Source organism: Isosphaeraceae bacterium EP7 (assembly GCA_038400315.1).
GTDB lineage: Bacteria > Planctomycetota > Planctomycetia > Isosphaerales > Isosphaeraceae > EP7.
In genome coordinates, this window is the sequence record CP151667.1 from 929222 (window position 1) to 948997 (window position 19776).

Sequence of the window (19776 nt, forward strand, 5' to 3'; positions counted from 1 at the left end):
GTCTCCGACCTCTTGAGGAGGACTCGTGGTAGGTCGAGATCCTGAGCTTTACAGCCTGGGCGTGCGGAGCTACGATCCGCGCTCACCTTGGACTGACCTCTCCTGACGCCTCAAAGGACGGCGGGCAAGGACGCCCCCGGAGCGAACCCCCTCGGCCGGGCGACGATCGCCCGAGACGCGGCGGGTCGATCCCGGTTTCATCCCCATCCGCCGGTCGCGTTCTCGAGTCCCCATGGACGCGGACCGGAGATCGACCCGTGGCCAAGATCATCAGCGTGGCGAACCAAAAGGGGGGCGTGGGCAAGACCACGACCGCCATCAACGTGGCCGCAGGGCTGGCGAAGGCCGGCAAGACGGCTCTCGTCATCGACGTCGACCCCCAGTGCAACGCCACAAGCGGCCTCGGCATCGAGCCCGCCGCGCGGCATCCGCTCGTCGCCGGCCGCCCTTTGTTCGAGTCGGTCGTCGAGACCTCGCAGGAGCGTCTCTCGGTCCTGCCCGGTTCGCAGAGCCTGGCCGACGCCGACGCGCTTTCGGCGTCGAACCGGCAGCGAGCCTCCGCTTTCCGACAGCAGCTCACCGGCGAGCTGGGTCAGTTCGACTACGTTTTCATCGATTGCCCCCCGTCGCTCGGCCAGCTCACCAGGGCCGCGCTCGGGGCGTCCAACGAGATCTATATCCCGATCCAGACCGAATACTTCGCGATGGAAGGGCTCTCGCAGATCATCGAGCTGGCCAGGCAGACGAAGGCCAAGGACAACCACCGGCTCGAGATCGGCGGCATCATCCTGACCATGTACGACCCGTCGCTCGAGCTGGCCAACGAGGTGGCTCGCGAGGTCCGAGAGTATTTCGAGGGCACGGTCTTCGATACCCCCATCCCGCGTGACGTGCACATCAGCGAGGCGCCCAGCCACGGCGTCAGCGTCCTGGATTATTCGCCGAGGGCCCGCGGAGCCTGGGCCTACTCAGAACTCGTCATGGAGGTCATCGACCGTGAATCCGAATAAGAAGCGACTTGGACGCGGCCTGGACGCCTTGCTCGGCCGCGAGGAAGGGGGCTTCGAGCCCAGCTCGCTCGACACCGGCGACCTGCTCCACATTGCCGTAGACCAGATTGACCCGAACCCATTCCAACCCCGTAGGCACTTCGACCCGGCCGAGATCGCCGCCCTTGCCGATTCGCTCCGGCTGCACGGGATGATCCAGCCGATCCTCGTCCGCACCGTCGGCGACCGCTTCCAGCTCATCGCCGGCGAGCGACGCCACCGGGCCGCGATGGAAGCCCAGCTGCACGACATTCCCGCCCGCGTGATGGAGCTGGACGACCAGCGCGTCAGCGAGCTGGCGATGGTCGAGAACCTACAGCGAGAAGACCTCAACGCGATCGAGAAGGCGGGAGCCTTCCGCGATTACCTCAACAATTACGGCGGAACCCAGGAAGAGCTGGCGAGCCGGCTGGGGATCGATCGTTCGACGATCTCCAACTTGATCCGCCTGCTGGAACTCCCGGAAGAGATCCGCCAGGCCGTGCTGAACGGCCAGATCAGCCAGGGACATGCCCGGGCCCTGCTCGCCCTGGCTGACGCCGAGACGATGATCCATGCGTGTCAGCGTGTAATCTCCGAGTCTCTCTCAGTACGGCAGACCGAGGCTCTTGTCGCCACCGGTGAACCGACCCCGGCGAAGACCAGGATCCGCAAGGATCCGGGGCACGAAGCCGCGGCGGCGGCCGCCGCCCGACCTCCCCACTTCGTCGAATTCGAACAGCATCTGGCCCAACGTCTGGGTTCCCCGGTCCTCGTCCGGGTCCGAGGCAAGGAACGCGGCCAGATCGTCATCGACTACACCTCGACCGAGGAATTCGACAGACTCACGGGAATCCTCCGCGGGCACTGATCGACACTTCAGGAAGTAGAATATGGCGGCGGGCCCCTCGGAATCCTTCGAGGGGCCCGCCGCCGTTTCGCAACCGGGTCCTCGTATAGCTGATCTTGAACTCGAACGAGTCTGCCGCAGCGGTCCCGATTACGACCCGATCGATCGCGATGGGAGCGGTGCATCGCATTGCAGGGATATGAAACGACGATTTCGGGAGTCTGTGGGAACAACGAAGGCGATTGGGATCGGCGGCCGACCTTGACCGATCGCGTACGGTGGGACTACGATGCGTGGGCGCCGGCTCCGCCCGGTCGTCGTATTCGGGGTGTAGCGCAGCCTGGTTAGCGCGCCTGCCTTGGGAGCAGGAGGTCACCAGTTCGAATCTGGTCACCCCGACTCGAGATCCGTCCTTCAAGACGTCGTCTCCCCTTCGGTGACGGTCGTCGTCCCGACCTGATTGCATCGAGTCGAGTCCCCCCGATGATCCCCGCTGAGCAAATCAAGGACCATGCGGCCCGGGCTGCCGCCATGCTGGTCGAAGACGGAATGTGCGTCGGCCTGGGTTCCGGCTCGACCGCAAAGCTCATGGTTCATCACCTGGCCGAGCGGGCCACACGTGATGGCCTCAGGTTTCGGGGCGTGCCCACAAGTCGGGTCACTGCCGATTACGCGCTCTCGCTCGGCATCGAGCTGCTCGACCTCGACGAGTGCGAAGTCCTCGACCTGAACATCGACGGGGCCGATGAGATCGATCCTGAGTTCCGGATGATCAAGGGCCTTGGCGGGGCCTTACTCCGCGAGAAGATCGTGGCGTCGGCTGCACAACGTCGAGTGACGATTGTCGGGGCACGTAAGCGGGTCGCTCGCCTTGGCGTGGTGACGCCCGTTCCGGTCGAGGTCAGCCCCTTCGGCTTGATTCACATTCGCAAGTCGCTCGACGCCATCTGTGCCTCGACCCGGGTCCGTCTCGACGCGGCCGGCGGGGTGTTCCAGACGGATGGCGGCAACAAAATCGTGGACTGCTTCTTCGACGGACTCGACGACCCGGCGGACCTGGATCGGCGGATGAGGCAGATCCCCGGCGTCTTCGAAACCGGCCTGTTCCTGGGCCTGTGTGACACGGTCGTCGTGGGAAGGGAAGACGGGGCCGACCTTTTCGATCGGCCCGTCTGATCCAGCCTCAATAGCTCGAGTCGCCGCCGGTTTCACGTGAAACGGTGATCGAGTCGAGCCCGAGGCGTTTTCGGTGCTCGTCGAGGATCTCGGCGGTCCGGCTCAGGCCAATCCGGTCGCAACCGAGCTCCATGACGCGGATGACGGAATCGAGGTCGCGCACCCCGCCGGCGGCCTTGAGCTTGACGGTGGCGGGGCTGATCTTCCGCATCAAGATCAGGTCTTCATCGGTCGACCCGCCCGTGCCGTATCCCGTGGATGTCTTGACGAAGTCGGCCCCGACGTCGCCGCAGATTTCGCACAGGCGAATCTTCTGGGCCTCATTCAAGTAGCAGTTTTCGAAGATGACCTTCGTCAATGCTCCAGCCTTGTGCGAGGCCTGAACGACTCCGGCGATATCCTGGCGGACCTCCGACCAGCGATTCGACCTGACGAACCCGATGTTGACGACCATGTCCAGTTCGGTCGCGCCATCAATCAGGGCCTGTTCGGCCTCGAAGATTTTGACGTCGGTGCGATGGCCTCCGTGGGGGAAGCCGATCGTAGTCCCGATCTCAACCCCGGAACCCGCGAGCCAGGAGGCGGCAAGGCTGACCGCGGACGGCTTGATGCAGACGCTGGCAACCTGATAGGCGACGGCCACTCGACAGCCTTCTTCGAGCTGGTTGATGGACAGGTCGGGGCCCAGGAGCGAATGGTCGATTCGCTTGGCGATGTCTTCGTATGTCCAGTTGCGGGCCATGGCTGCAATCCTCGGTCGTGGCTACGGGCGGCGGACGCGTGCCCGGCTCGCTCGCCTCATCTGATCCACTGAACGGCCTGCCTGGCTCGTCGCAGCGAAGAGCTGAGGATGGGTGGTCGCTTATTCGATAGGTTGGGCCGGAACATCATCAGCAAGATGACCGGGAGGTAGAGGATGACCAACGTCCCCCCCTCATCGAGATACCAGAACTGGGTCGCGACTAACAAGGCGCCCGAGAGGGCGATCAGCTCGCCAAGGTTTTTCTCGGCCGGATAGAAGCTGGTCACCAGCACCAGGGCGAGGTAGGCGATGAGCACTGGCTGGCGATAACTGGGGTCGATGCCCGACCAGAACGACCCGGCCGGCGCGTCGGACCCGTCGCTGAGTAGCCCGGCCTCGGACAGGTTTCGAGCGCCGAACGCTTGGGCCCAGTGGGCCAGCGGCGGAAACATCAATCCCATGGTCGCACACAGAAACAGCACCACGAGCGACATGAGGAGGAACCGACCCGATCCCCGGCCGCGATAGAACCCTGCCCAGAGCGCGATCAATCCCAGGCAGGCGGGCATCCAGCCCGAAGCAAGGCCGATGAGAGAGCCGGAAATCATCGGCCGGGTGTAGCAGGCCACGGCCGTGACGATGAGCGCCGCGGGAACGAGCTGGCCACTGTCGACGATCGCGATCCGGGTGTAAGGGGTCAGTAGGTAACAGGCTGCGATGGCCAGGCCCGTGATCGGTCGATCGAAGTGTTTCCAGCCCACGAAGATCAGGGCGGCGACCATGCCCAGATGGGCGAGGCTGGCGAGCACTCTCCGGAGGATCACCTGAGGCAGCTCACGCTTCATTGAGCCGGGAAGGGGGGCGAGCTTCAGCACTTCGCCGACGCTCTCGGAATGCAGGTTGGCCTTCGCCCGTGGGGAATCGACCGTCGCGGAGACGTGTCCAGACTTGGCCGAGGGATCGGCGGGGTTGCGGGCGGTCCCCTCGTCCATCGGCAGGCTGACGGTCTCCACGACCATCATCCCGAGCAACCCGACGGCGACGCAGGCCAAGCCGGCGGCGTTGAGGTTGGGCTCGAGCATTGGCCTGCGGGTCAGGATCAGGTCGAGGACGCAACGGGCGAGCCAGAGGGTCGAGCCGACGAAGAGCCAGACATAGGCCTGCCAAGGGTGTCCCGACGGATTGGCCACCAACTGCATGATGCCGGGGGCGAGCGCGAACATCAAAAACAGGTCGAGATTGCGAATGCTCCAGACCCGGCTGAATTTGAAGAACAAAGTCAGGCAGGCGAGCAAGGTCAGGAACAGCCAGCTCCCGGCCCCGATGCCCAGGTCGGCGACAAGCGATCCGCTCACGTCGACCTCGGGCGGCTGAGTAGAGTGATGGGCGAGACAAGATGCATAAGACAAGGAATCAGGCGGATCTGATCGCAAGTTCCAGGCTCTTCACCAATTCTAAACGAGCCGCATGACGACCTGCAAGGATCGGTCTGCCCGGGCTTGCGGTCGATGAGCCAGTCGACCTTCGCTCAGTCGGTCTCGAACGGGACGGGGTCGCCCGTGATCTGGCTCAGCGCGTTCATCGCGGCGTGCTGCTCGGCATCCTTCTTGTTGTTCCCCCAGGCTGGGGCGAAACTCCGGGTGCCAACCTGGGCGCAGACTTTGAAGCATTTGGAGTGATCAGGGCCCTTCTCGTCCAGGAGCACGTATGTCGGCGTCTCGCCGAAGAGTCGCTGGGCCTGCTGCTGGAGGTTGCTCTTGTGGTTGACCCCACCCCGGCCGCCCACGGTGGCCTCAACTTCGGCCTCGATATGGCGGAGGATGAACGTCTTGGCCGCCTCCATCCCGCCGTCGAGGAAGATGGCGCCAATCAGACTTTCGAAGACGTCGGCCAGCACTGAAGGGGGAGTATGGTCCGACGAGCCCATCCCCTTGCCCAGCTTCAGGAACTCATCGATCCCGAGCCGCTGGGAGATCTTGGTGCAGGTCCGACGCGAGACGACCACTGACTTGATCCGCGTCAGGTCGCCTTCGAGATACTCGGGGTAGTTGCGATAGAGCAGCTCGCACACGATGGCGCCCAGGATCGCATCGCCCAGGAATTCCAGCCGCTCATTCGAGGCGAGCCGATGGTCGGCTCCGGAGGCGTGTGTGAGGGCCTCGCTGAGATAACGCTGATCTTTGAAGACGTAACCCAATACGACCTGGCATTCGCGCAGCAATCTCGGCTCGTCCCGAATTGCGGTGTTGTCTGACATGAGTTGGAATCTCACCGTGCGGCTCAATCTCAGCTCAGGCTAGCCGGCGCCATGTAGGAAGTCAATTCCGCGCCAAGGTCTCTAGACTCGCCGGGTTCGTTTCGTCATTCAGGTTTGAGGGGGGCGCCGGGTTCGTTTCGCGATGGCGAAGGCCGATCCGTCAGGGGCCGATGAATCCGTCGTTCGCCGCATGAATCGAATCTTCGCCATTGAGATAGTCGTTCGAACCGTGGGTTTCGTCCCGTCACGTTGCAAATTTCCATCGCCGTGTCGCGACATCGCACGATACCGCGGGCTTTGACGGGGCGGGGGCCGACCTGGTATCGTCGGTCGTCGTCGCGCATTTGAGGGAATTCCGGCGATTGGCCGGGATGATTGACGGGTTATCTGGAGGTCGGTTCACGTGGTGCCCGCCAAGGATTTCAAGCGTCGGATGGTCGTCGAGATCGACGGTGCCCCGCACATCATCGAGCAGGTGCATGTGCAGACCCCCTCGGCCCGCGGGGCGGCGACGCTCTACAAGATCAAGGCCCGCAACCTCAAGACCAAGAACCGGGTCGAGAAGGCGTATCGGGGGACTGACGTGCTGGCCGAGTCGAGCTTCGAACGTCGGCCGATCCAGTTCCTCTACCGGGAGCCCGACGGCTTCAACTTCATGGACTCGGCCGACTTCAATCAGTTCATGCTCCCCGCCGAAGACCTCAAAGATCTCGCCCCTTACATGACCGAGAATATGGAAGGCGTCGAGTCCCTGGTCGTCGACGAAGAAGTGATCGGGGTCGAGATACCCGATACCGTCGAGTTGCTCATCACCGACACCGCACCAGGCGTGCGCGGCAATTCGGCGACCGGCCGGACCAAGCCCGCCACACTGAGCACCGGCCACGTCATCCAGGTACCCGAGCACCTGGAATCCAACGTCATGGTGAAGGTGGACACCAAGTCCGGCGATTACCTGGGCCGGGCCAACTGATCGGGCCGGCGTCAGGTCGTTCGGTCGATCCGAACTGGACCGGGCGACCAACCCTGGGGTGAAGGGTGTCGATCTCGACCGAGGTCGAGATTCGGGTAGGCGGGCATTGGCCTCGTGCTGCGCCGAGGCTGCATCGCGGGAACGATTTCCCTGGCGCGGGACGATCAGGTCACGTCAAGGAACGGTCGATCTAGGCCGGTTCACGACCCTACCGCGTGGGTCAATCCTTCGCGTGGCGAGAATAAGCCGGGTGGATTCGGGGCTCGTGTGACCCGGTGCGAAGTCTCTGTCGATTGCTCCCTAGCGAACATCGGTCCGGCGGGAGCTTTGGGGAAGGGCAACGGGACCTTGGCGTCGAGCGAGTCCCATGCGGGGCAGGGTCGAACTCGGGCGGTGCCTCGCTCACTTCCGGGCGTTGCATTTCCACCCGAACGTGGGCGTGCGTGACGCACGATCTGGAATATCGACCTACGCTTCGTATGGCGACGCTTGTGACGTCGCGAGAGCCGGGAGTGACTCTCCAGTGAGTGCCTCTACCCATGCGCAATCTCAGTCGAATCAAGTTCACCCGAGGACGCGAGGGCTTCGGCTACGCTGAGCGTGACGAACGAGGCCAGGTCGTCGCGATGCTCGATGCGAATGGCGGCGAAGTCTGGCGTATGCCCGATTACGGATGGGAGGTCCTCGGCCGAGAGGATCCACTTGCCTGCTCCGAGTCGTCGCAGGGCATCGGCGAATCGGATCATTTCGGCAGTTCGATCGAATCTCACTTCTTCGCATCCGAGGAGTCGTGCTCACGATGGGCCCAGCCCAGCCGGGTGATTCACGAGGACGGACCGCAGCCGACAACAACAGCGTTCGAATGCGAAGCCCAGCCCATTCCCTATGAGCCCGAGGGCACCTCGTTCTTCCCGACCCGACCCGAGTCCGTACACCGCGACGACAGCCCCCGTCAGTCGCTCTTCTGGCGGGCTGCAATCGAGAGCGGGCTGGTGGACGAGGCATCGTTGCTCGAGTCATGGCTGAGGCTGGATGTCGCGCAGCGGATCCCGGACGACGCGGCCGACCGCAGGCTGGCGCGCCAGGCGGTCGACGACGGCAAGCTCACGGTCTGGCAGGTCAAGCGCCTGTTGAGAGGGCGGTCGCAAGGCTACCACCTGGATCGCTACTTGCTCCTCGACCAGATCGGGCAGGGGGGGATGGGGCAGGTCTTCCTGGCCTACGACCCGCTGCACATCCGCAAGGTTGCGATCAAGGTTCTGTCGCAGGGCCCGTCCAGGACTCCCCAGGCTCTGATCCGGTTCCGCCGAGAGGCCCTGGTCGGAGCCCGCCTGGGCCACGAGAATCTCGTCCGCGTTTACGGCGACGGCCTGTCCCTGGGCGTCCGATTCCTGGTCATGGAATATGTCGAGGGCACGGACGTCGCCCGGATGATCCGCGATCAGCACCACCTGCCCCCCGCCTTGGTCGCCAAGATCGGCCGGCAGGTGGCGCTGGGTCTGGAGCACGCCCACGAGCGGGGCCTGATCCATCGCGACGTCAGTCCGTCGAACATCCTGGTTTCGCGCGACGGCCAGGCGAAACTCGCCGACCTGGGTCTGGCCATCGACCTGACCGACCCGGGGCAGGTGACCAGCCAGGGCGTGACCCTGGGGACGCTCGACTATCTCTCTCCCGAGCAGGCGCGGAGTTCCCGGAGGGTCGATATTCGCAGCGACATCTATTCGCTGGGCTGCACCCTCTACCACATGGCCTGCGGCTGTGTCCCCTTCCCCGCGACCTCGCTGCCCGCCAAGCTCTGCGCCCATCTAGCGGACGAGCCGAGGCCCCCGACCGAGATCTCGCCCGGGCTTCCCGCGGGCCTCGAACAGGTCATCCTGCGGATGATGCGCAAGGATCCCGCCGATCGCTACTGCGACCCCGATCAGGTCGCCCTCGCCCTCAACCCGTTCGTCGCCTGAGTCGAGGCAATCGCAGGGTCAGGTCAGCACGACTCCGTGTCATGATCATCAGATCGGAATGTTGAAAATCTTGGATGCGTCAGGGGGGTGGGTCGGGCGTCGCGGCCTCGGCCCGAGGAATTCAGCCTATCAGATCGGGCGGAGAACGCGGCAGGGGTTGCCTGCGGCGATGACCCCTTCGGGGATATCACGGGTGACGACGCTGCCGGCCCCGATCACGGAGCGGGCGCCGATCGTGACCCCGGGGCAGAGGATCGCTGCTCCGCCGATCCAGACGTCGGAGCCGATCGTGATCGGCTTGCCGGACTCCAGGCCCGATCGGCGCTCGACGGGGTCGATGGGGTGGGTGGCCGTATAAATCTGCACCCCGGGCCCGAAGAGGACGTCATCGCCGATGGTCACGGGCGCGACGTCGAGGATGACGCAGTTGACGTTGAAGTACGCCCTCTTCCCCAGCGTGACGTTGCGACCGTAGTCGCAATGGAACGGGGCCTCGACGTGGACGTCGGGGGCGTCGATTCCGAAGAGGTTCGACAGGATACGGCGGTGGCCGACGATGTCCTCGAGCGACAGATGTTCCAGGTCGCGGCAGAGAGCGCGGGCACGGCGACGGAGGGCGACCAGCTCGGGGTCGTTGGCGTTGTAGAGGTTGCCGGCGAGCATCTTGTCGCGTTCGCTGATCATGGTCGGGCATCTCAATTCGAGCTGGGGAGGAGACGAATCCGTCAGGGCTTCGGGCCGGCCGCCCGAACATCCTGGCCGACCCCGGATTCGTAGGCCTTGAAATTGGCGATGAATAGACCGGCCAGCTTCCTGGCCGCGGCGTCGTAGGCGTCGGGGTCGGGCCAGGTTGACCGGGGATCGAGGATTCGGGCGGGGACCCCGGGGCAGTCGGCGATGACCTCGAAGCCGAAGGTTGGGTCGGTCGCGGTGCGGGCGTCGGCCAGGGTTCCCGCGTGGATCTGGTCGAGGATGGTCCGGGTGTAGGACAGCGACATCCGCTTGCCAATACCGTAGGGGCCTCCGCTCCAGCCGGTGTTGACGAGCCAGACGCGTGCCCCGTGCTTCTTGATCTTGTCGGCCAGCATCCGGGCATAGTGGCTGGGGTGCCAGACCATGAACGGGCCGCCGAAGCAGGGGGAGAACGTGGCCTGGGGATCGACGACGCCGACTTCGGTGCCGGCGACTTTGGCGGTGTAGCCGCTGATGAAGTGGTACATCGCCTGCGCGGGGGTGAGCTTGCTTACGGGGGGGAGGACGCCGAAGGCGTCGCAGGTGAGGAAAATGACGTCGGTGGGATGGCCCGCGACGCAGGGGATCTTGGCGTTGCCGATGAACTCGATGGGGTAGGCCCCGCGCGTGTTCTCGGTGATGTGCGTGTCGGCGAAGTCGACCCGATGGTCTTCGGAACCAATGACCACGTTCTCCAGGACGGCCCCGAAATGGAGCGCCTGGAAGATCTCGGGCTCCTTCTCATTGGTCAGGTCGATTGTCTTGGCGTAGCAACCGCCCTCGATGTTAAAGATGCCATTGTCCGACCAGCAATGCTCATCATCGCCGATGAGCATGCGATTGGGGTCCGCCGACAGGGTCGTCTTGCCGGTCCCCGAGAGGCCGAACATCACGGACGAGCGACCGGAATCGCGGTCGGCGGTGGCGGAGCAATGCATCGACATCACGCCCCGCTTGGGCATGAGGTAATTCATGAGGGTGAAGACCCCCTTCTTCATCTCGCCGGCGTACTCCGTTCCGAGGATGACGACCTCGCCGTCCTCGAAACTGAGGGCGACGGAGGTCTTCGACGTCATGCCGGGCGTATGGGCGTTGGCGGGGAATTCACCGGCGTTGTAGATGACGAAGTCGGGCTTGCCGAAGGTGGACAGCTCGTCCTTGGTGGGGCGGATGAGCATCGTGTGCATGAACAGCGCATGGTATGGCCGGGAGCAGATGACGCGGACCTTGATCCGGTTCTCAGGGTCCCAGCCGGCGAAGGCGTCGAGGCAGTAGATGCGCCCCCGCGTGTTCAGCCAGTCCTTGGCCCGCTCTCGATTGATCTCGAAGCTGCTGGGGGCGAGAGGGATATTGACGTTGCCCCACCAGATGTCGGCCTCGGACTGGGGCGACCGGACGATCCGCTTGTCCTTGGGCGATCGGCCGGTCTTGGCGCCCGAGTAGGCGACGAGCGCGCCACTCTCGGCGATGCTGGTGTCGGACTCCCGCCGCATGGCGTCCTCGTATAGGACGGCTGGCGCGACGTTGCGCCGGACGTCTTCGACGGTGATGCCGTATTCCGCGAGCGAGAAGCGAGACATGGCCGGACTCCTGCGAATCGACTGGATCCGCGGGCCATCATCGGCCTCGACGGGGGTCGACCGCAAGGTCAGCCTAGTACCGGGACTGTCGAGATGTTTCCCGTGAAATGTCGGGCTTCTCCCGGCCGACCGGGATCAAGTCTACGACAATCTCCGCATCCGCTCGGCGTCGAGAGGTGAGTGCATGGTCGCGACATCGAGAGGGGTCGATCAAATGAAGGTGGCTCGATGGCCTCAATCGACGACAAGCCTGGATCCTCTTCGCCTCGAGATCCAGGGGCATTGCGCGATCTCGCTATCCAGACACGAGAAACGGTCTGGCAGGTGGAGAAACCAGGATGGGCGACCAACGTTCGATTCACTTTTCCGACCAGCCGGAAGATTCACTGGAACGGAACCGTTCCGCGTTCGTTCAGCATCCCAACGCGGAAGATCTGAACGAGGCCGAGCCACCGGCCAAGGCCCGAGGGACTGCCGACCTCGGAAGGCTCGGGGTGAGGCTCAGTCGACCTCGGTAGTCTCGGCGTCGGGCTCCTCGATGCGGATGAGGAGGCGGAGGGTCTGGAGGAAGCGGTCGAAGCTGGCCGGGGTGATGGATTCAGGTGCCCGGACGCGGATGACCTTGCCGGCGTCCTCGTCCCAGAGACGGATATCGAGTCGCACCTCAGGCTGCCTGGGCTCGCGGCGACGCGGCGCGACTGCGGGGGCAAGGGGGGTGGTCGACGTTGACTGCGCGATCTCGGCGGCTGGAGTCGGGATGGGCTCGGAGCCTTCGAGGCGGAGAATCTGGTCGTCACCCAGGGCCCCGGCGAAGCGGGCGGAGTCGACGAACGACTCGGCCGCCACGTCCTTGGCCTTGGCGATGATCTGATGGTGGTGGTAGAGGATGTTGCCCAGGATGGTGACGTCCGGGACTCGCTTGCCGCCGAGGCGGGTGGCCAGCTCGGAGTAGAGCGGGGATTCGAGCAGGGCCTTGCGGCGGAGCCTGGGCAGATCCGCCGGCTCGACGGGATGGAGGATCGAGCGGGCCAGGGGAGTCAGGGAGTAGCCGTCGCCGGACAGGGCGAGCAGGCCGAATTGCCTGGCGGCGCTGAGGGGTGCGGAGAAGGTGTTGGTCTTGATGTTCTTGTAGCCCATCGCCGTGGCGATCTCGGGCGCGCTCAGGCCGTCGAGCCCACGCGAGTCCATGTGCTCGCAGAAGGCGACGCATTCCTGGAGGGGGACGCCCGGATAGCGCGTGCTCCGCTCTCGCCTGGGCTTATGCGCGGCGGTCTCGTCAATAGACATCGGCGGTCGCGGGGCCTCGGTCGAGGGAGATGGTGAGACGGCACTGAACGAAAGGATACCATTCGCTGGAGGACGGGGCAAGTTGTTGCCTGATTAGAGCCAGCGTGCCTTGAGGGCGTCGAACATCGGACTGAGATCGACATTTCCGCCGCCCAGGATCACCCCGACCCGCTGGCCCTTCACGTCGAGCGTGCCGGCGAGGAGGGGGGCGACGGTGACGGCCGACGAGGGCTCGATGACGATCTTGAAGCGTTCCCAGACGAACCTGAGGGCGTCGATGATCTCGGGCTCGCCGACGCTGACGATCGAGTGGACGTGGCGGCGGATGATCGTCCAGGGACGCGTTCCAAGCGAAGTACGGAGGCCGTCGGCGATTGTCTTCGGGTCCCCGGAGGGGAGGATAGATCCGGCCGCCAGCGACCGTTTCGCGTCATCGGCCGCGGCGGGCTCGACCCCGATGACGAGCGTGTCGGGCGACTTCCCCTGAACAGCAAGCGCCGTGCCGGCGAGCAGGCCCCCGCCGCCGACGGGGGAGAGGATCAGGTCGAGCGGGCCGGCCTGGTCGAGCAACTCCAGTGCGACGGTCCCCTGTCCCGCGATCACGCGCCAGTCGTCGAAGGGGTGGACGATCTCGTAGCCGTGTTGCGAGACGAGGCGCGCGACGGTCGCCTCGCGGTCGGCCAGGGTCGGCTCGCAGGAGACGACGGTCCCGCCGTAGCCGCGAGTCGCGGCTCGTTTGACCTCGGGGGCGGTGTGAGGCATGACGACGCAGACGGGCACGCCGAGAATTTGGCCGGCGCAGGCGAGCGCCTGCGCGTGATTGCCCGAGGAGTGGGTGACGACCCCGTACGCCCGGCCGGCGTCTCCGAGCTGGAGCAGGGCGTTGACGGCCCCGCGGAACTTGAAGGCGCCGACCTTCTGGAAGTTCTCGCACTTCAGGCCGACGGTGCCGCCGCAGAGCCGGTCCAGGGTCGCGCCGGTGAGGACCGGCGTGCGGTGTACGTAGTCGGCGATCCGTCGCGCGGCCTGCTCGACGGCCTCGGGTCCGATGGCCGGGAGGTCTTCGGGCCCGAGATCGGCGGGTGCGGTGGCCAAGGGGGGGGCTCCTGAGTCGACGCGTTCAGGTCACTTGATGGGGCTGAAGTCGGTCGGGTCGAGGAAGACGGAGATGACTTCCTTGACCAGCTTGCCGTCTTTCTCGCTCGCCGCGGCGGCCACCTTCCACTCGGGGTCGGCGCGGAAGGCTTCCCACGAGGCTTTTGCGGCGTCGGCGCTGGGGTAGGCCAGCACGTAGATGAGCGTCTTGTCGCTGCCGTCTGATTTCGACCTGGGGACGAAGTAGGCGATGTTGGTGATGCCGTGCTTCTCGAACAGCTTGAGCGTGTGGTCGCGGAAGCGGGACTTCAAGGCGTCGAATTTGCCCTCGTGCGCGACGTATGTCCGCATTTCAAAGACCCGCTGGCCCTCGGCTGGCTTGGGGTCGTCGGCAGCGATCGCCAAGGCCGGGTAGGCGGCCATGACGGCCAGGAGCGTGAAGAGGATCGTGCGCATCATGTCTCTCCATTCGTCAAACGTCGGAATTGGGATCGGTTATAGCCGGATCGAGGGCGCTGGCTCAAGGGCTCGGGCCCGGGACTGAAGAGCCCCGAGTTCCGAGCGACCGGGCCACGGGGCAGATTGCGCAATTTAAGCAACGCACTCTTCCTGGCCGAAGCTCTGCTGCTAAACTAGTTGTGCTTGAGCTAAATTAGGGGTGGTCGACCGTGACTACGTTGTTCCGGGCCGAGGAAGGCTCTGGGCGACTTCCCTGGCCGCGATTCGAGTCGAAACGGCCCTGGCCGACCACGTCGTGATCGAGGCGCCTCGATGAACAATGATGTTCGGAGATGGGTGCGACTCATCCCGGTGACCATCGCGGCGCTCCTGCTGGCGCTAACCTGGCAGTTGGTGTCCGACGTTGGTGAGCTGAGTGGGTCGGTCGGCCGCGTGTCCTACGCTGCCGGGCTGGCGGAGGAGGTCGACCGGTCCTGGTTGTGGCCTCGAGCGACGGACGGGCGTCGGCGGGACGCTGACGGTGGTGTTTCCGAGGAGGATCGAGCGATCCCGGAGGGAGCCGGTGCAACCTTGCCAGAGCAACAGCCGAGCGGCGTCGCCATGGACGAAGGCCGAGCTCGGTCGGCGCAGGTCGATGAGAAGTCGGGCCGCATCGCGCGGGCGATGGGTCGGAAAGTCGCGGCGGTCGCGGTGTTCTCGCTGGGCCTGGTCGTGGTGCTCGGGATCTTGGCTGCCTGGGATCGGGCCGAGCGAGGGCGGGTGACATCGGCCCTGTACGAACGAGACGAACGCTGGCGGCTGGCGGTCTCCAGGGTGGGCGAGGCGGTGCTGGTTGCCGACGCGGCCGGGAAGACGACCGAGTTGAACGAGGCCGCCGAGGCGGCGCTGGGCCTCTCGAGCCGGGAGGCGCTCGGGACTTCGATGGAGTCGCTGCTCGCCAGGATCGGCATTCCCGGGGGGGGCGGCGGCTGGGGCGAGGTCGCCTGGAAGAATCCGAGTCGGGCGATCCTCGACGCCTACGGCCGGGCCGTGGGCGTGGTGGCGGTTGTCGCGGTGGGTCGGTTTCGTGGCGAGGCCGAGGCGGCGGTCCGGGAGTCGTCGGCGGTGGCCGCGCGAGCGATTGCGGCCAAGGATCGGTTCCTCGCGGTGCTCTCGCACGAGCTTCGGACCCCCCTGACCCCGGTCTTGATGTCGGTCTCGGCCGCGCTGGATGACCCGTCGGTGCCGGCGGAACTGCATGCGACGCTGGACATGATCCGCCGCAACATCGAGCTCGAGGCGAGGTTGATCGACGACCTGCTCGATGCCTCGCTGATGGACCGAGGGCCGTTCCGGATGGAACTGGAGTTGGTCGACGTTCACGAGGCGCTGCGGGAGGCGTTGGCCCATCACGCCGAGGAAGCGACCTTTGCAGGGCTCCAGGTCCGGATCGCCCTGGACGCGCGCCGGCATCACACGATGGCCGACCGGGGGCGACTCATCCAGGTTTTCTGGTCGCTGATCCATAACGCCGCCAAGTACACGAGGGGACCGGCGGGTTCGTTACAGATCACCTCGGCCGGCTCCGACGATACGGGCCGGCTGATCCTGGAATTCGTCGACGACGGGATCGGCTTCGACGTCGATCGGCTCTCGTTGCTATTCCGCCCTTTCGAGCAGGGACCCGACGCCGGCGGGCGACGTAGCGGAGGCCTGGGACTGGGGCTCTCCATCGGACGTCACATCCTGGAGTCCCTGGGCGGAACGCTCGATGCCCAGAGCCAAGGACCAGGTCACGGCGCGACCTTCCGCGTTGGACTCTCGACCGTCACCCCTCCGGAACCGGGGCCGGCGTCGCCCGCTAAAGTGAGTTCGCTGGTCAAGAAGTCATCGGCCGAGGTCGAGCCCTTGCGCATCCTGCTGGTCGAGGACAACAGCGACACGCTCCGTTATATCGCCACAGTCCTGAAGATGAAGGGGCACGAGATTGAGTCCGTCGACCGGGTCGAAGCCGCTCGCGAGGCCCTGTCCAGCTCGGTCTTCGACCTCCTGATCAGCGACATCGAGCTGCCCGATGGCACCGGCCTAGAACTGATGGCCGAGGCACGGTTGTCTGGGATGAAGGGAATCGCCATGAGCGGATTCGGCTCCGACGACGACCTGCTGATGAGCGAGGAGGCCGGGTTCTCGATGCACCTGACCAAGCCCATCGATGTCCGATCCCTGGAGGCCGCCATTCGCCAGGTGTCGGGCGCGGCGGTCGCCTCCTGAGGACTTGAGCCATCATGGTTGGTTGGATGGAGAAGAGGCTTGCCTTGATCCATGGATCCGTTACACTCCCTGATGAGGCTTCCTCTTGAAGGTCACCGATGGATTGGAGGTCGGGACATGGCGCTGGCGACTTGGATCCTCTGGGTGGGGCTCGTCGGGTATGCCGAAGGGGGGGCGACCCCCGACGCCGTCCGTCGAGACTACGAGGCGGCCCGCCTGGCCGCCGGGCGCGACGTCGACTCGCAGCTAAAGCTTGCGCTGTGGTGTGAGCGGCACGGGCTCAACGCTGAGCGTCGGCGTCACCTGGCCCTGGCCGTGATGGCCGACCCGAAGAACCCGACCGCGCGAGGGCTGCTGGGACAGGTCGCCGATGGCGAGAAGTGGTCGACCGTGGCTCAGCCGGGCCAGCCGCCCGATCCGGGGCCCGACACGGCGATGCGCGAGGAGTACCGCCGACGTCGCGACGCGATGAAGGGCTCCGCCGACTCGCACCTGAAGCTGGCGAGGTGGTGCGATGAAGCGGGCTTGAAGGAGGAATCGGTGGCGCACTACCGCGCCACGGTGCGACTCGACCCGTTGAGGGACGAGGCGTGGAAGCGGCTGGGATACAAGTCGCGCAAAGGCCGCTGGGTCACCGATGGGCAACTTGCGCTGGAGCGTGCCCAGGCCACGGCGCAGCAGAAGGCCAACAAGCACTGGAGGCCGAAGCTGGCGAGCATCCGCTCGCGGCTCGAAGGGCGGGACCAGGCCGCGCGCGAGGCGGCCGAGGTCGAGGTCGCCGGGGTGACCGATCCCCTGGCCGTGCCGTCGATCTGGGATGTCTTCGCCAACAGCGGGACGTCCGGCCAGCGTACCGCGGCCCAGCTCTTCGGACAGATCGACGCTCCCTCCGCCTCGCACAGTCTGGCCTTACTGGCCCTCTACGCCGAGAAGCCCGAGACCCGACGCGTCGCCCTCGAGACGCTCAGGCACCGAGAAACGCGGGATTACCTGAGCATTTTCGTCGACCTGGTCGCGGAGCCGGTCACTTACCGCGTGCAGGCCGTGAGTGGCCCTGGAACGCAAGGCGTGCTGGCGATTGATGGCAACGGAACTTCCGTCCGTCGGATCTACGCGCCCCCGGCGATGCCGGACATCCCGCTCTTCGACGGCGAGCAAATCTCGTACGACCAGGAGGGATTGCCGGTCGTCACACGGATGACCGGCTTCAATCGGGAGACGACGACGACGACGACTTCCGTCGACCCGAATGCCTACTTCGCCGGTGACGTGAAGGGCGTGGCCAGGAATGAAGCGACCCTCGCACAGGCCAGGCAAAGCTACAACAACCTTGTCGCCAATCCGGCAGGGGGGTTGTATGCGAAACGAACGGGCTGGGGTAACGGGATCAGGGGCTTATACACCCCGACCTCGGCCGAAACTGCGGCGGACGCCCGGATTAATGTGACGACGACCACGGACGTCGATCGGCCGACCGGCTTCACGATCCCGATCGGCCAGATCGCCCGCGAATATCAGCGATCGGCCTTCGTGGCCCAGCAGCAGCTCGCCGGCGATGTCCAGGCCATCGAGGCGAGCAACGAGCAGATTCGGTTCTCGAACGACCGGGTCCTGGGGGCCCTGAAGACGCTGACGGGCCAGGACCTCGGGGCCGATCGCGAAGCATGGGCACGCTGGTGGGCACGCGAGCAGGGCTATGCCTTCGCCCTCGCCCCCGGCTCGCAATCCACGGCGACCATCGAGCAGGTCGTCCCCCTGGGCTATACCCCCCAACCGATTGGGGGCGCACCGACCCAGGGGGCGGTGATCAACACGCAGGTCACGAATGGTGCCACCGCGGGCACCACGGGAGCCTTCGATCGATCGATGCAGGAGCAGGGCTTCATGCGTGCGAGTCACAACTGCTTCGCACAGGGGACGCCGGTGCGGACGGCGGACGGTCCACGTCCGATCGAAACGCTCCGGATCGGCGACCGGGTCCTGGTACAGGACCAGGACGATGGCCAACTGCGTGTGCAGCCGATCGTGCAGGTCTATCACAACCAGCCGTCGCCGACGCTTCGGATCGCGTTGGGTGACGAGTCGGTGGTGGCCACGCCGATCCATCGATTCTGGGTCGCCGGGCGCGGCTGGGTGCAGACCGAACGGCTGGCGGTGGGCGACCGGATCCGGACACTCGCCGGGCTGGCGGCGGTCAAGTCGATCGAGGAAGCGGGTGTCCAGCCCGTGTTCAACCTCGAAGTGGCGAGCGGGGAGAGCTACTTCGTGGGGAGCTCGGGGTTGCTGGTGCACGACAACTCGACGATCCGGCCGACTCCCAAGCCCTTCGATGCGATTGCCGAGGCCGGCCCGGTCGTGGCTCGCTGAGATTCGGCCGTCGGGACGTGCTGGATTTGACGGCGGCGGCATGGGCGTTCGGGCCGATGTCGCCGCCGTTTCATTGTCGCGGGGCGGGCAGGGGTTAGAATTCGGGGCAGATCGTCGAGCCGACGTCGGCGCGTCGTCCTTCTAGCTGGCCCCTACGAGTCGCGAGCGTGCCCACAATCGACGACTTGCCCGAGGGAGAGCGGCCCCTCAAGCCGCCCAGCGTGGCCGTGGCCATCCCCTGCCTCAATGAAGCCGCCGCGATCGAGATGGTCATCGAGGCCTGGCGGGCGGCGCTTCCCGATGCGGCGATCGTGGTCTTCGACAACGGGTCGACCGACGGGACGGGGAACCTGGCGCGGGCCCTGGGGGTCCGGGTCGTCAACGTCCCGGAGCGGGGGAAGGGGAACGCGGTCCGGGCGGCGTTCGACTCGCTGGACGATTACGACCTGATGGTGATGACCGACGGCGACGGGACGTATCCGGCCGAGGAGGTGCATCGCCTGCTGGCCCCCGTGCTGGAGGGCGAGGCCGACATGGTGATCGGCGAGCGCAAGCCTGTGCACGAACTCGGGGCCATGACGCCGTTGAGGCGGACGGGGAATTTCCTGATCAGGACGGCCTTCCGCGTCCTGATCGGCCAGAATCCGGGCGACATGCTCTCGGGCTATCGGGTCTTCACCCGGGCCTTCCGCCGGCTGGTCAAGCTGCGATCGGCCGGGTTCGAGATCGAGACCGAGCTTTCCTGCGAGGCGATCCTGCACGGACTGCGGGTGGTCCAGGTGCAGGTCCCCTATCGGCCGCGGATCGAGGGGACGAAGAGCAAGCTCAGGGCCTTCCGCGACGGCCGGCGGATCCTCTGGATGATCGTCGGCGAGTCGGCGCGAGACGCCCCCTGGCGGCTTGCCCTCACGCTCCTCGTCGGCCTGATGGCGACGCTCGTCCTGGTGGGCGGACTGGCGGCAGCCCTGGGCATCGGGCCCGGGACGAGTTGATCCCCCGGCCCTCGATCCGATCCGAAT

At 65.7% G+C, this 19776-nt stretch carries 16 protein-coding genes and 1 tRNA gene; 9 read left to right on the forward strand and 8 right to left on the reverse strand.

The genetic code is table 11. The features are described 5' to 3' along the window. Positions 1 to 257: 257 nt before the first annotated feature. The 4 genes from EP7_RS03700 to rpiA all read left to right on the forward strand — a co-directional run bounded on the left by EP7_RS03700 (position 258) and on the right by rpiA (position 3054). Positions 258 to 1010, forward strand: coding sequence for a ParA family protein (locus tag EP7_RS03700; RefSeq protein ID WP_463526237.1), 753 nt, complete (start codon positions 258 to 260; stop codon positions 1008 to 1010). Beyond that, positions 997 to 1899 carry a ParB/RepB/Spo0J family partition protein gene (locus EP7_RS03705; RefSeq protein ID WP_463526238.1) on the forward strand — a complete coding sequence of 301 codons (903 nt, stop codon included), beginning with the start codon at positions 997 to 999 and terminating at the stop codon, positions 1897 to 1899. The genes EP7_RS03700 and EP7_RS03705 overlap by 14 nt, the downstream gene beginning before the upstream one ends. Positions 1900 to 2202: 303 nt before the next feature. Beyond that, positions 2203 to 2277, forward strand: a tRNA-Pro gene (locus EP7_RS03710). Positions 2278 to 2361: 84 nt separating this feature from the next. Further along, a complete protein-coding gene (rpiA, locus tag EP7_RS03715; protein ID WP_463526239.1) occupies positions 2362 to 3054 on the forward strand; it encodes a ribose-5-phosphate isomerase RpiA in 693 nt (230 codons plus the stop codon). Between the two features lie 7 nt (positions 3055 to 3061). On the opposite strand, the gene deoC is transcribed toward rpiA, so the two are convergent. From deoC to rnc, 3 genes are all read right to left on the reverse strand, one after another. After that, positions 3062 to 3796, reverse strand: a complete 735-nt coding sequence (gene deoC, locus EP7_RS03720) for a deoxyribose-phosphate aldolase (RefSeq protein WP_463526240.1) — start codon at positions 3794 to 3796, stop codon at positions 3062 to 3064. A 56-nt stretch (positions 3797 to 3852) separates the two neighbouring features. Next, positions 3853 to 5151, reverse strand: coding sequence for a hypothetical protein (locus tag EP7_RS03725; protein WP_463526241.1), 1299 nt, complete (start codon positions 5149 to 5151; stop codon positions 3853 to 3855). Between the two features lie 173 nt (positions 5152 to 5324). Further along, positions 5325 to 6053, reverse strand: a complete 729-nt coding sequence (rnc, locus tag EP7_RS03730; protein ID WP_463526242.1) for a ribonuclease III — start codon at positions 6051 to 6053, stop codon at positions 5325 to 5327. Between the two features lie 403 nt (positions 6054 to 6456). Here rnc and EP7_RS03735 point away from each other — a divergent pair, with 403 nt between their 5' ends. Both EP7_RS03735 and EP7_RS03740 read left to right on the forward strand, forming a co-directional pair. After that, positions 6457 to 7026: an elongation factor P gene (locus EP7_RS03735; RefSeq protein ID WP_463526243.1), complete on the forward strand. Its 570-nt coding sequence runs from the start codon at positions 6457 to 6459 to the stop codon at positions 7024 to 7026. Positions 7027 to 7565: 539 nt separating this feature from the next. Next, positions 7566 to 8987: a serine/threonine-protein kinase gene (locus EP7_RS03740; protein ID WP_463526244.1), complete on the forward strand. Its 1422-nt coding sequence runs from the start codon at positions 7566 to 7568 to the stop codon at positions 8985 to 8987. Between the two features lie 129 nt (positions 8988 to 9116). Here EP7_RS03740 and EP7_RS03745 read toward each other — a convergent pair whose 3' ends face one another. The 5 genes from EP7_RS03745 to EP7_RS03765 all read right to left on the reverse strand — a co-directional run bounded on the left by EP7_RS03745 (position 9117) and on the right by EP7_RS03765 (position 14137). Beyond that, positions 9117 to 9671 carry a sugar O-acetyltransferase gene (locus EP7_RS03745; protein ID WP_463526245.1) on the reverse strand — a complete coding sequence of 185 codons (555 nt, stop codon included), beginning with the start codon at positions 9669 to 9671 and terminating at the stop codon, positions 9117 to 9119. Between the two features lie 41 nt (positions 9672 to 9712). Then, positions 9713 to 11299: a phosphoenolpyruvate carboxykinase (ATP) gene (pckA, locus tag EP7_RS03750; protein WP_463526246.1), complete on the reverse strand. Its 1587-nt coding sequence runs from the start codon at positions 11297 to 11299 to the stop codon at positions 9713 to 9715. Between the two features lie 501 nt (positions 11300 to 11800). Further along, positions 11801 to 12586 (reverse strand): hypothetical protein, encoded by a 786-nt coding sequence (locus EP7_RS03755; protein WP_463526247.1) that lies wholly within the window; start codon positions 12584 to 12586, stop codon positions 11801 to 11803. Positions 12587 to 12679: 93 nt separating this feature from the next. Then, on the reverse strand, positions 12680 to 13681 hold the full coding sequence (locus EP7_RS03760; protein ID WP_463526248.1) for a pyridoxal-phosphate dependent enzyme: 1002 nt from the start codon (positions 13679 to 13681) through the stop codon (positions 12680 to 12682). Between the two features lie 30 nt (positions 13682 to 13711). Beyond that, entirely contained in the window at positions 13712 to 14137 is a 426-nt protein-coding gene (locus tag EP7_RS03765) for an NIPSNAP family protein (protein ID WP_463526250.1), read from the reverse strand. A 315-nt stretch (positions 14138 to 14452) separates the two neighbouring features. Between EP7_RS03765 and EP7_RS03770 the strand changes: the two genes are divergently transcribed. The 3 genes from EP7_RS03770 (at position 14453) to EP7_RS03780 (ending at position 19749) form a co-directional block, all read left to right on the forward strand. Further along, a complete protein-coding gene (locus EP7_RS03770; RefSeq protein ID WP_463526251.1) occupies positions 14453 to 16390 on the forward strand; it encodes an ATP-binding protein in 1938 nt (645 codons plus the stop codon). 117 nt (positions 16391 to 16507) lie between these two features. Then, on the forward strand, positions 16508 to 18757 hold the full coding sequence (locus EP7_RS03775) for a polymorphic toxin-type HINT domain-containing protein (protein ID WP_463526252.1): 2250 nt from the start codon (positions 16508 to 16510) through the stop codon (positions 18755 to 18757). 167 nt (positions 18758 to 18924) lie between these two features. Continuing rightward, positions 18925 to 19749 (forward strand): glycosyltransferase, encoded by an 825-nt coding sequence (locus tag EP7_RS03780; RefSeq protein WP_463526253.1) that lies wholly within the window; start codon positions 18925 to 18927, stop codon positions 19747 to 19749. The last annotated feature ends 27 nt before the right edge of the window (positions 19750 to 19776 follow it).